Origin of the sequence: Streptomyces sp. NPDC085931 (genome assembly GCF_044540565.1) — a bacterium.
In the GTDB taxonomy this organism is placed as follows: Bacteria; Actinomycetota; Actinomycetes; order Streptomycetales; family Streptomycetaceae; genus Streptomyces.
Window position 1 is genome coordinate 25441 of the sequence record NZ_JBITSK010000027.1, and the last position, 12661, is coordinate 38101.

Annotated in this window: 7 protein-coding genes; 1 reads left to right on the forward strand and 6 read right to left on the reverse strand. The window is 72.8% G+C overall.

Features of this window, described 5'->3' with window-relative positions:
• Positions 1 to 41: 41 nt before the first annotated feature.
• The 3 genes from ACIGAN_RS35155 to ACIGAN_RS35165 are packed head-to-tail and all read right to left on the reverse strand — an operon-like array spanning position 42 to position 3727.
• Positions 42 to 977, reverse strand: coding sequence for a carbohydrate ABC transporter permease (locus ACIGAN_RS35155; protein WP_399863578.1), 936 nt, complete (start codon positions 975 to 977; stop codon positions 42 to 44).
• Entirely contained in the window at positions 974 to 2008 is a 1035-nt protein-coding gene (locus tag ACIGAN_RS35160) for an ABC transporter permease (RefSeq protein ID WP_399863580.1), read from the reverse strand. Before ACIGAN_RS35160 ends, ACIGAN_RS35155 begins: the two co-directional genes overlap by 4 nt.
• 27 nt (positions 2009 to 2035) lie before the next feature.
• Entirely contained in the window at positions 2036 to 3727 is a 1692-nt protein-coding gene (locus tag ACIGAN_RS35165) for an extracellular solute-binding protein (RefSeq protein ID WP_399863583.1), read from the reverse strand.
• Between the two features lie 323 nt (positions 3728 to 4050).
• Between ACIGAN_RS35165 and ACIGAN_RS35170 the strand changes: the two genes are divergently transcribed.
• Positions 4051 to 6888: a glycoside hydrolase family 3 C-terminal domain-containing protein gene (locus ACIGAN_RS35170; protein WP_399863586.1), complete on the forward strand. Its 2838-nt coding sequence runs from the start codon at positions 4051 to 4053 to the stop codon at positions 6886 to 6888.
• 97 nt (positions 6889 to 6985) lie between these two features.
• On the opposite strand, the gene ACIGAN_RS35175 is transcribed toward ACIGAN_RS35170, so the two are convergent.
• The 3 genes from ACIGAN_RS35175 to ACIGAN_RS35185 form a co-directional block, all read right to left on the reverse strand.
• Positions 6986 to 8431, reverse strand: a complete 1446-nt coding sequence (locus ACIGAN_RS35175; protein ID WP_365739230.1) for an aldehyde dehydrogenase family protein — start codon at positions 8429 to 8431, stop codon at positions 6986 to 6988.
• A gap of 122 nt (positions 8432 to 8553) precedes the next feature.
• A complete protein-coding gene (locus ACIGAN_RS35180) occupies positions 8554 to 10227 on the reverse strand; it encodes a PucR family transcriptional regulator (protein ID WP_399863588.1) in 1674 nt (557 codons plus the stop codon).
• 112 nt (positions 10228 to 10339) lie between these two features.
• Complete coding sequence (locus ACIGAN_RS35185) at positions 10340 to 12472, reverse strand: ATP-binding protein (RefSeq protein WP_399863590.1); 2133 nt, start codon at positions 12470 to 12472, stop codon at positions 10340 to 10342.
• Positions 12473 to 12661: the final 189 nt, after the last annotated feature.

Sequence of the window (12661 nt, forward strand, 5' to 3'; positions counted from 1 at the left end):
GCGAAGGCCGCACACGGGCGGCGGCGGGCAGCCCGGGGGTGTCAGCCCTTGACCGCGCCCGTGAGCATCCCCTTCTTGAAGTGCCTCTGGACGAAGGGCGACAGCACGGCGACCGGCAACAGGGCCATCACCATGACCGCCATCTGCACCGCCAGTCCCGACAGCTGACCCGTCTTGATGGCCTGTCCGAGACCGACCGGCGCTTCCTGCTTCTGCACGAGCTGGATCATCACGTTCTGCAACGGCATCATGTCCTGGTCGTTCAGGTAGAGCGACGCGTTGAACCAGGCGCTCCAGTAGCCCACCGCGTAGAACAGCGTGATCACCGCGAGGACGGCCCGGGACAGCGGCATGACGATCTGCCAGAGGATGCGGACGTCCCCGGCACCGTCGATGCGCGCGCTGTCGACGAGTTCCTGCGAGATCCCCATGAAGAAGCCCCGCAGCACCAGGATGTTGAAGACGCTCACCGCGCTCGGCAGGATCAGCGCGAGGTAGCTGTCCGTCAGGCCGAGGGACTGCACGAGCAGGTACGTGGGGATGAGGCCGGCGCTGAAGAACATGGTCGCCAGCAACGTCATCAGGATCCAGCGGTGGCCGAGGGAACCGCTGCGGGACAGGCCGTAGGCGCACAGGACGGACACCGCCATGGAGAACAGCGTGCCGACCAGGGTGACGAGGATGCTGATGACCGCGGCGCGGGTGACCTGGCCGCCGCCGAGCAGTTCCCGGTACGCGATGAAGGTGATGCCCTTGGGCACCAGCACCAGGCCGCCGGCCTCGTCGATGGTCCTCCGTGAGGAGAGGCTGGTGACGACCACGATCCACAGCGGGAAGAGGATCGCCAGGCAGGCGAAGGACAGGGCGATGCCCTTGCCCGCGAGGCCGGCCCTGGAGGGCTCCTCCTCCCACGCGGGGCGGGGCGGTGCGGCCCACGGGCGCGGCTTGTTCGCCGGCTTGTCGACGACGGCGGTCACTTCTTGTACACCCCCTGCTCGCCCATGAGATGGGCCACCTTGTTCGCGGCGAGGACCAGGCCGATGCTGACCACGCCCTTGACGAGACCGGCGGCGGCCGCGTAGCTGAAGTCCTGGTTGCGCACGCCGTTCCACCACACGAAGGTGTCGAGGACCTCCCCCGCTCCCGGTCCGACGGCGTCGCGTTGCAGCAGGATCTGCTCGAACCCGACGGTCAGGGCGTCGCCGACGCGCAGCACGAGCAGGAGCGCGATCACCGGTCGCAGGGCGGGCAGCGTCACGTGCCACATGCGGCGCCAGCGTCCGGCGCCGTCCATCGCGGCCGCCTCGTAGTGGTCCTGGGACACCGAGGCCAGGGCCGCGAGGAAGACGATGATCCCCCACCCGGCGTCCTTCCACACACTCTGCGCGGTGAGCAGGAAGGCGAACGTGTCCGGGTTGGTCATGATGTCGATGCCGTCGTACCCGTTCCGCCGCAGCAGCTGGGAGAGCATCCCCGCGCCGCCGAACATCTGCTGGAAGACGGCGATGACCAGCACCCACGAGAAGAAGTGCGGCAGGTAGAGCACCGCCTGCGCGACGGCCCGCACACGGGGCCGGACCACGCTGTTGATGAGCAGCGCGAGCAGGATCGGGATCGGGAAGAACAGCACGAGCTGGACGAAGAACAGCACCAGCGTGTTCTCGACGGCGTTCCAGAAGGCCGAGTCCTCGAAGATCCGCTGGAAGTTCTCCAGGCCCACGAAGGGGCTGTTCAGGATGGAGACGACGCCGTTGTCGCTGATGTAGGGGTCGTAGTCCTGGAAGGCGACGACGTTGCCGAGGATGGGCAGGTAGTTGAAGACCAGCACCAGCAGGACGGCCGGCAGGGTCATGAGGAGCAGGACGCGATCGCGCCGGAACCTGTGCCGGAGGCTCAGTCCGGCCTCGGGCGGCCTCTTTCGGGATCCGGTGACGTCACCGGGCGCCACCGGGGTCGTCTCGGGCGTTGCGGCCTCGGTACCGCTGCGGGGCACCGTGCTGTGTGACACGGCTGTTCTCCTTGCCTCAGGGCCGGGTCAGCTCGCCGCCGAGCCGTTCTCGTCGAGGAGCTCGCGGTACCAGTCGCGCAGCTTGTCGCCGCCCTTGCTCTTCCAGTCGGAGACGAACTGCTGCATGTCGCTGATCTTCTTCCGGCCGCGGACGATGTCGTCCTCGAGCTGCTCGACGTCGTTGGTGAGGTTGGTGTACCGGGCGGGCTCGGTGATCTGCATGCCCCAGAAGGAGGACTTCCTGGCGAACGCGCCCATCCGCTGCTGCCACTCGACCTGGCCCCTGGCGACCTCGGGGAAGTCGGGGTGCGCGAGGGTCGCGGCGGGAGAGGCGACCATGACGTAGGCGTTCATCACCTCGATGTTGCCCTTGTCGGTCTTGACCGGGACGCCGTCCTCGACGGTGTAGTGGGTGCCTTCGACGCCGTAGTTGGTCATCATGTACTCCTTGGTGCCGTACGGCGCCGCGGTGACGTTGGCGACGGCCAGCACGTCGCGGACGACCGACTCGGAGGCCTTCTCGCTGACGAAGGCGAAGATGCCGGCGGGCTGATCGGCCCACAGGGTGGGATCGCCTCCGTCGTGGCCCCAGACGTCCATGCCCCAGATCTTGAACTCCGGGTTCTGCGTGGCCTGTTCGGCGGTGCGGCCCCACCACTGGGAGATGTTGTTGGGGTAGATCAGGAACTCGCCCGCCGCGAACTTGGGACCCGGGTCGGGGGCGTTCTTGCCCATCTTGGAGTCGGGGTGGACGACCCCGGCGGCGAAGAGCTTGCGGGACCACTCCAGGGCCTCGAGGAACTCCTCGGTCTCGATGCGGTTGACGAGCTTGCCGTCGACCAGGTTCCAGCCGAGCGGTTTCTCACTGCCGGAGAGCACACCGAAGGCCTGGAAGGCGGTCCACTTCATGTCCAGGCACGCCCACCGCTTGGCCCTGGCGTTGGTGATCTCCTTGGCCAGGTCCATGAACTCGTCGCAGGACTGCGGGACTTCGTAGCCCTCCTTCTCGAAGACGTCCTGCCGGTACAGGGGCACCATGGAGGGGGCGGACGGCGCCGGCATGGGCAGGCCGCGCAGCTTGCCGCCGAAGATGGAACGCCGCCAGGCGTCGGTCGGGATCGCGGCGAGGTTCGGGTACTCCTTGACCTCGTCCCCGGACAGGTAGGGGCCGAGGTCGGCGAACTTGCTGATGATGGCGCTGGGTATCTTGCCGCCCATGTTCCACCCGGGGACGACCACCACGTCCGGGACGTCGCTGGAGGCGAGGACCGCGCCGAGCTTCTGGTCGTAGGTGTTGCCGTCCTGGTTCTGCCAGACGACGTCGACGCCGATCAGGTCGTTCATCGCCGTGTAGTAGGCGTTGCCCTGCTTCGGCGGCGAGCCCCAGAACGGCGCCATGACGGTGACCTTGCCGCCCTTGCCGAGCTTCTTCGGCACGGACGTCTTGAGGGTGGCGAGGTCCAGCTTGCCGGTGAAGCCGGCGGCCGAGCCGTTCTTCGACGGGATGTCCGGCTTCACCACGTTGCTCGCCACGAAGGCGGGCAGGATCTTCTCGGCGTCCTTGCCCGAGGTGGTGCCGTCGCGCGACCCGCCGTCCGAACCGCCGCACGCGGCGAGCAGCGGCATCCCACCCGCCACCGCTGCGGTGGCGACCGCCGTGGAGGCGAGGAAACTTCTCCGGCTCGGTCCCGAGGAGGCGGAGGCGGCGTTCGGCGTCATTGCGTCAACCCTTCATGGCACACCAGGACACCCGGCGGAGGCCGTCGGCTGTGGTGTCTCGAGTGGAACTGGCTGAGCTGAAGCGGGACTTCGACCGATGCACCGGGGCTCGCCAGTCGAAGCGCTTCGATGTTGCTGTGAGGTTAAGTGACCGCCCCAGGGCGCACAAGGGTCGTTCCGAAACTTCCTCGTGGGCTCGGTCGCGAGCTTTTTTGTACCCCACTTGAAGGGTTGACGCCGCTCCCTTGACACCCGACCGGTCGTCGAACCAGCATCGAAGCGCTTCGAAAGCGCCTGGCCGATTCAGTGCAAGGGATCCCCACGTGACCGCACACACGCCACCCACCGAACCGTTCCGTGATCCGCGGCTGCCCTTCGCGGAACGGGTCGACGACCTGCTGGGACGGCTCACCCTCGACGAGAAGATCTCCTTCCTCCACCAGTTCGCGCCCGCCGTCGAACGGCTCGGGATCGCCGCGTTCCGCACCGGCCAGGAGGCGCTGCACGGCGTGGCCTGGATGGGTCCGGCGACGGTCTTCCCGCAGGCCGTCGGGCTCGGCGCGACCTGGAACCCCGAGCTGGTGCGGCGGGTCGGCGACGCCGTGTCCCGGGAGGTCCGCGCGATGCGCGCCAAGGACGACCGGGTCGGCCTCAACGTCTGGGCCCCGACGGTGAACCTGCTGCGCCACCCCCTGTGGGGCCGCAACGAGGAGGGCTACTCGGAGGACCCGCGGCTGACCTCGGCGATCGCCACCGCCTACACGCGCGGCCTGCGCGGCGACCACCCGGTGTACTGGCGCACCGCGCCCGTGCTGAAGCACTGGCTCGCGCACAACAACGAGACGGACCGCACCACTTCGTCGAGCTCGGTGCGCCCGCGCGTGCTGCACGAGTACGACCTGCGGGCCTTCCGCGCCACCGTGGAGGCGGGCGCGGTGGCCGGGGTGATGCCGGCGTACAACCTGGTCAACGGCCGCCCCAACCACGTCTCGCCCCATCTGCGCGAGCACCTGCGCACCTGGACCGGCCAGGAGCTGCTGGTCTGCTCGGACGCGGGCGCGCCGAGCAACCTGGTCGACGCCGAGCACTACTTCGACACGCACGAGGAGGCGACCGCCGCCGCGCTCGTGGCGGGCGTCGACAGCTTCACCGACCACGGCACGGACTCCTCGCCGATCACCGGGCGGCTGCGGCGGGCCCTGGAGCGCGGCCTGCTGACGGAGGCGGACGTCGACACGGCCGTGCGCCGCCAGCTTTCGGTGCGCTTCCGGCTCGGCGAGTTCGACCCGCGCGAGGACCCGCACGAGGCGACGGCCGCGTTCGACACCCCGGAGCACCGCGCCCTGGCGCAGGAGGCCGCCGAGCAGGCGATCGTGCTGCTGAAGAACGACGGGCTGCTGCCCCTGGCCCCCGGCACCCGCGTCGCCGTGGTGGGGCTGCTCGCCGACGAGTGCAAGCTCGACTGGTACAGCGGCACCCTCCTCCACCGCTCGACCCCGTTGGAGGGCCTGTACGAGCGGTTCGGCGCGGAGCGGGTGGAGTTCGCCGAGGGCGTGGACCGCATCCGGTTGCGCACGGCGTCGGGCGCGTTCCTGCGCGTGCCGGTGGCCGGGGACGCCGCCGACGAGGTGCGCGGCGCCGAGGGCGCGCTCGACCCGGCGCTGCTGGCGGGCCGCACCGACCTGCCCCCGCTCACCACCGACGCGGCCGGCACCGAACTGGCCCTGGTCGACTGGGGCGGGGGCGTGCTGACCCTGCGGGCGCCCGACGGCCGCTACCTCTCGGTCGCCGAGGACGGGTACGTCCGTGCCGCCGCCGACCAGCCGGGCGGCTGGGTCGTGCAGGAGACGTTCGCTCTGGAACCGCACGGGGACGGGCACCTCCTCAAGCACCTGGGAACGGGTCGGCACGTCTGTGTCTCCGCCGACGGCGTGAAGGTTGCCGACGAGGATCCCGAGGTCTTCGAGCTGGTCGTCGCCGAGCGCGGCGAGGAGGCGGTGGCGCGGGCCGCCGCCCGGGCGGACGTGGTCGTGGTGGTCGCGGGCAACGACCCGCACCTGGGCGGCCGGGAGACCGAGGACCGTACGACACTGCGGCTGCCGGACCACCAGGAGCGGCTGCTGCGGGCGGCCCGCGCGGCCAACCCGGCCACCGTGCTGGCCCTGGTCAGCGCCTACCCGTACGCCGTCGACCCGGCGGAGCTGCCGGCGGTGCTGTGGACCGCGCACGGCGGCCAGGCGGCCGGCACCGCCCTGGCCCGGGTCCTGGCCGGCGACGTCTCCCCGGCCGGCCGCCTGCCGCAGACCTGGTACGCCTCCGACGCCGACCTGCCCGGCCTGCTCGACTACGACGTGATCGGCAGCCGCCAGACGTACCTCTACTTCGAGGGCACCCCCCTGTTCCCCTTCGGGCACGGCCTGTCCTACGCGTCGTTCGCCTACGACGGACTGACCGCGACGGCCGGCGAGGAGGGGGTGCGGGTCTCCTTCTCGGTCACCAACACCGGCCCGGTCACGGCCGACGAGGTGGCCCAGCTCTACGGGCGGGCCGTCGACCCGTCCCGGCCGCGTCCGCGCCGCGAGCTGCTGGACCACCGCCGGATCACGCTCGCCCCGGGCGCCACGGCACGGCTGACCTTCGACGTCCCGCTGTCCGCCCTGGCGTTCTGGGACGTGGCCCGGGAGCGGTGGCGGGTGGAGCCGGGCGCCTACGAGCTGCTGGCCGGCGCCTCCAGCGAGGACATCCGGCTGCGGGCGCGGGTCACGCCGGCCGGTGAGCCCGCCCTCCCGCGCGCGGCCGTCACGGAGGGCCTGGCCGCCGCCTCCTTCGACGAGCAGCGCGGCATCGAGATCGTGGACCGGACGAAGGTGTCGGGCGACGCGGTGACACCGGCCGACGGCTCAAGCGGGGAACTCGTCTACCGGGCCTGCGACTTCGGTACCGGTGTCTCGGGGGTGACGATGGAGGTGGCGGGCGGGGGCACGGTGGAGCTGTCCCTGGACGGCGGCCCGGTGCTCGCGGTGCTGTCGACCGCCGCGCCGACCGCGGGCCCGTACGACTACGTGCCGCTGGTCGCCGCCGTCGCCGCCGCGGGCGTCCACGACGTGCACCTCGCGCTGCGCGGCCCGCTGCGGCTCGCGCACGTCGGCTTCTCCGGTTGAGGGTCCGGAACAGGCCGGCACGAAGGAGGGGCCCGGCACCGGAAGGCATCGGTGCCGGGCCCCTTCGCAGAGCCTATATGAAAATGGTTCCCATAAGCTAGAGAGTGATTCCGGTCAGGACCATCACCCGCTCGTAGGTGTAGTCCTCCATCGCGAACCGGACGCCCTCGCGGCCCACACCGGACTGCTTCACACCGCCGTACGGCATCTGGTCGGCGCGGTAGGACGGGACGTCGCCGACGACCACGCCGCCGACCTCCAGGGCCCGGTGGGCGCGGAAGGCGGTCTGCAGGTCGTGCGTGAACACCCCCGCCTGGAGGCCGTACTTGGAGTCGTTGACGGCGGCGAAGGCCTCGGCCTCGCCGTCGACCTTCTGCACGGTGAGCACCGGCCCGAAGACCTCCTCGCAGGAGATCGTCACGTCGGCCGGGACCTCGGCCAGGACGGTCGGCGCGTAGGAGGCGCCCTCGCGCTTGCCGCCGGTCAGCAGCCGCGCACCGGCGTCCACCGCCTCCCGCACCCAGGTCTCGACGCGCTTGGCGGCGTCCTCGCTGACCAGCGGGCCGACGTCGGTGGCGTCGTCGCTCGGGTCACCGGTGACCTGGGCCTCGACGGCGGCGACGATGCGCGGCAGCAGCCGGTCGTACACCGAGGCGTCGGCGATGACGCGCTGGACGGAGATGCAGGACTGGCCGCCCTGGTAGTTGGAGAAGGTGGCGATGCGGTTCGCCGCCCACTCCAGGTCCTCGTCGCTCGCCCAGTCGGCGAGGACGACGGCCGCGCCGTTGCCGCCCAGTTCCAGGGTGCAGTGCTTGCGCGGCACCGAGTCCATGATCGCGTAGCCGACCTTCTCGGAGCCGGTGAAGGAGATCACGGGCAGGCGCTCGTCCTGGACCAGGGCGGGCATCTTCTCGTTGGCGACCGGCAGGATGCTCCAGGAGCCGGCGGGCAGCTCCGTCTCGGCGAGCAGGTCGCCGATGATCAGGCCGGACAGCGGGGTGGCGGGAGCCGGCTTGAGGATGATCGGGGCGCCGGCGGCGACGGCCGGGGCGACCTTGTGGGCGCACAGGTTCAGCGGGAAGTTGAAGGGCGCGATGCCCAGCACGACGCCCTTGGGGAACCGGCGCGTGAGGGCGAGCCGGCCCTGGCCGCCGAGGTCGGTGTCGAGGCGCTGGGCCTCACCGCCGTTGAACCGCCGGGCCTCCTCGGCCGCGAAGCGGAACACGGAGACGGCACGGCCGACCTCGCCGCGCGCCCACTTCATGGGCTTGCCGTTCTCGGCGGAGATCAGCCGCGCGATCTCCTCGGTGCGCTCGGCGAGGCGCCTGCTGACGTGGTCGAGGGCGGCGGCGCGCACGTGGGCCGGGGTGGCGGCGAACTCGTCGCGCACGGCGTAGGCGGCGGCCACGGCCTCCTCGACCTGCGCGTCCGTCGGCACGCTCACCGTGCCCACGAGCCGCCCGTCCCAGGGGGAGGTGACGTCGAAGGTGTCCTCGCCGGTGGCCTGGCGGCCGGCGAGCCAGAAGGCGTGGGTGGAGGTCATGTTCGTTCCGGCCCTTCGGCGTTGGGGGTGATCCAGTGGTACGGGACCAACGGTAGGGGCGGAGCGGCCGAAGGGCGCTTGTCCGGGCCGTAGCAGTGACACCCCCGGACACTACGGTTTGGCTAGTCCGTGCCGGTCGCCTTCAGGGCCAGCCAGAGTTCCATCCGGGCGTCCGGGTCGTCCAGGGAGCGGCCCAGGATCTCCTCGACGCGGCGCATGCGGTAGCGCAGGGTGTGGCGGTGGACGCCGAGGTCGGCCGCCGCCGCGTCCCACTGGCCGTGCCGGGACAGCCAGGCGCGCAGGGAGGCGACCAGGTCGCCGCGGCCCGTGGCGTCGTGCTCGTACAGCGGACGGAGCATGCCGTCGGCGAACGCCCGTACGGCGTCGTCGGCGAGCAGCGGCAGTACGGACCCGGCCGCCATCCGCTCGTGCTCCACCAGGACGCGTCCGCGCCGTCTGGCCACCGACAGGGCCTGCTCGGCCTGCTTGTACGCGGCCGACGCGGCGATCGGCCCGGCCGGTGCCGACAGGCCCACGACCAGTTCGTCCTCCTCGCCGCCGGGCACCTTCTCCCGCACGGTGCGCCGCGCCGCCTCCAGGGCGGCCGCGTACTCGGCGCAGGCCGCCGCCGCGGCGCCGCCGTCCGCGGCCAGCACCACCAGCCGCTCCCCCTCCGGCACGACGAGCACGGCCTCGCCGGCCCGGGCCGCCGCGGACTCCACGACGTCGGCGAGCGCCGCGAGGGGGTCGCCGCCCGGGTCGGCCGCGGCGAGCGCGGCGGCGGAGGACCGGTCGGGGGCGGGGGCGGCGGCGCGGCCCTCGGCCCGGGCCAGCGCCGCCGAGGCGGACACCGGCACCCGCTCGGCGACCAGCATCCGGAACGGCGCGTCCAGCAGCCCGCCGTACAGGTCCCCGGCGACCGCCCGCGCGTGGTCCGGCTCCCCGGCCAGCAGCATGCGCAGCACCGCCGCGCCGACCCGCTGCTCGGCCGCCTGGAGGGACCGGGAGCGTTCCGTGGTCAGGGTCAGCAGGGCGATGGCCGAGTGCACGGCGTACCGCTCGGCGGTGCCCAGGGTGGCGGCGGTGCCGACGGCGAGCGCGGCGCGCGGGCGCCGGCCGGTGCCCACGGTGTGCAGTTCGACCCGGTCCTCGTTCTCCGGCCCGCCGACCACCGACGAGGCCGGCGCCGGGCGGTCCCGCAGCCGCTGCACGTCGCCGGTGAGCCGCGCGGCCCGCCGTCCGGCCCACTCGGGAGCCGCGGCGACGACGGCGCCCGACGCGTCGTACAGCGCCGCCCAGCCGTCGACCTGGCCGGCCAGCGCGGCCAGCAGCCCTTCCGGCCCGCCGGTCTGCGCCTGCCGGGTCAGCTCGCGCTGGGCGGCGAACCCGGCGGTGACGGCCTTGTACTGGTCGGCGGCGATCGCGGCGGACACGGCCTTGCTGATGGCGAGGAACGGCGTCCGCCGCGGCACCTCCAGCAGCGGCAGGCCCTCCTCCCGGGCGGCGTCGACGAGCGCCTGGGGGATCTCCTCGTAGTTGACGCCCACCGCGAAGCCGAGCCCGACCACGCCGGCCCCGGCCAGCCGCCGCACGTAGCGCCGCATGGCCTCCGGGTCCTCGGCGTCCAGCTTGAGCGCGGTGATCAGCAGCAGTTCCCCGCCCTCCATGTAGGGCACGGGGTCGGCGAGCTCGCTGACGTGCGCCCAGCGGACCGGTACGTCCAGACGGTCCTCGCCCGCCCGCACGGTCAGCTTCAGCGCGGAGTGGTGGACGAGCGAGGCGAGCGTGGGGGGCATGAGGCCTTCAGGTCTGCGTCAGGGCGGTGTGCGCGGGGTGTCCTTTTGGCCGCGGCGTATGAACGACCTGTGACGATTCTGCCTCACCGTACGGTCCCCGCGTACCGCGCCCTCAGCCCCGCAGATTCACCAGCAGGGGCGGCGCGTGCTCGCCCTGCACCGTGGTCAGCGACAGCACCGCGTGCCCGGCGGGCACCGCGTGGGCCAGTTCCGAGGCGGACCAGCGCTCACGCTCGACCTGCCGGACGGTCACCGCCCGGGCGGTCGGCGCCTTGCCGGTGATCACCCGCCGGACCGCGTGCAGCGCCTTGCCGGCCGGGGTCTCGGCGATGATCTGCCGGTCGGTGACGTCACGGGCCTCGGTCCACTCCTTGCCCCACACCTCGGCGAAGTCCTGACCGTCCCAGGGCGTCAGCCCCGCCAGGGCCATCCGGCACCCGGTGGCACCCAGCAGCGGCCCCCGCAGCGGCCGGGCCACGTCGTCCAGCGTCCGCAGGGTGAGCACCACACCGGCGTTCCCGGACCGCAGCCGCTGGATGCCGCGCACGGCCTCGGGCGTGACGACCCCGGTCGCGTCGTCGAGCACCAGGCAGGCGAACAGCGACCGGTCCTCGCGTACGGCGACGCTGGCCGTGAACTGGGCGAGCACCAGCCGCGCGAGCAGCCGGGAGGCGTCGGCGTGCCCGCGCTCGGGCAGGTCGATGCGGACGCGCACGGGATGGTCGAGGGCCTTCAGCGTGAACGGCCGCGACTGGCCCGAGGTGTCGAAGAAGCCCGCGAAGGCGGGCCGGTCGAGCAGCGCGACCCGGTCGGCCAGCACCCCGCCGACGTCTCCGGGCTGCCCCATCTGCCGCTCCCGGGCGTCGAGCTCGCGCAGCAGCGACTCCTGCCCGGACTCCTGCAGCCCCCGCCGCAGCGCGGCGAACGGCCCCGGCGCCCCGTCGAGCAGCTGCCGCAGCTCCGGTACGGAGGGGAAACGCCCGTGGACGGCGCGGAACGGGCCGAGCAGTTGCGCGAGCACGGTGGTGGAGCGCCGGGTGTCGCTGCCCGGGTGCGGATCGGCGAGGTCCCCGACCAGCCCTTCGGCGAGCACGGCCGCGGCCTCGTCCGGGTCGCCGGTGCCGCCGTACAGGTCGAGGTCGTACTCGGACTCCTGGTTGCCGATCCGCACGACGACGTCGTACGCGTCGGCGGGTCCGAGCCCGGCTCCGGCCCCGCCGACCACCACGACGGCGGCCCGCCCGGCCAGGGCGTGCAGGCACAACGACTCGGCGACGGGCCGCACGACGGCCCCGGTCTTCCCGGAACCAGCGGGGCCGACGGCGACGAGCGAGGTGCCCAGCAGGTCGGGCCCGAGGGCGAGCCCGGCGCCGCGGTAGGTGTAGGGGTTGCGGACGTCGTCCACGGCGGTGCCCAGCCGTACCTGCCCGGTGAGCAGGTCGTGGCGGGCGAGCCTGGCCGGCAGGTCGCGGTAGCCGGAAGGGTGGAGGCAGGCGGCGGCGCCGTCCTTCAGCACCGCTGTGCTGAAGGTGGCGAGGCTGTGCCGTCCGGTGCGCACGCCCTGCCAGGCCCGCTGGATCCGGGCGTGGTCGACGTCCCGCATGAGACCGGAGCGGGCGTCGGCGGCCAGCCGCTCGGCCGCGTCGACGGCACCGGCGGCGCGCAGCTCGTTCCACTGGGCCGGGTCGTCCTGGGGCGCCGTCGGGCCGGCCTGGTTCTCGGGCCGGCGGAAGCGCGCGGTGACGAAGCGGCGCCAGACCTCGCCCCAGCGGCCGAGGCGCGCCACCCCGACCATGATCGCCAGGGCTACGAGCAGCTCGTAGCCCCGGTACACCAGGAACGTGCCGGTCTCGCCGAGATCGCTGTCGGCGCCGCGCCAGGCGTCGGGGACGATCAGGTCGAAGGGCACCCACCACCAGTTGCCGAGGTACCCGTTCTGCAGCAGCGACCAGATCAGCCACCCCACCAGGAACGCGATCAGCGCCCCGCTGATCAGCTGCCGGGTGGGGGTGACGTCGGGTTCCTCGGCGGGCCGGGGCCGGTGCCCGAACCGCCACACGCCCGGCGCGGCCTCCGGCCGGGGCGCGCGCAGCCACGCGAGGAAGGCCGACCCGTCCGGCAGCGGCGGCGCCGGCGGCGCCTGGGGCGGCCGGGGAGGCATCGCCGGGATCTCCGGTGGCCCTGCCGGACGCGGCACGGGGTTCGCATGCGTGCCCCGGGCTTCCTGCGTCCCGTCGCTGTCCATCGCCCTTGCCCCCTGACCAGCCGCTCCGTCCACCATCAGCGAGCCAATCTAACGCCCTCCCCTGGGGAGTTCACCGATTGCGCGGCCGCGTCGTGGGCACGGGTGGCCGAGACTGCCATGTCCACCCCGGACAAGCCGCCGTGCCGACAACGCCCACATGGAGCATGCCCACCCCCCTCCCCCCGCCCT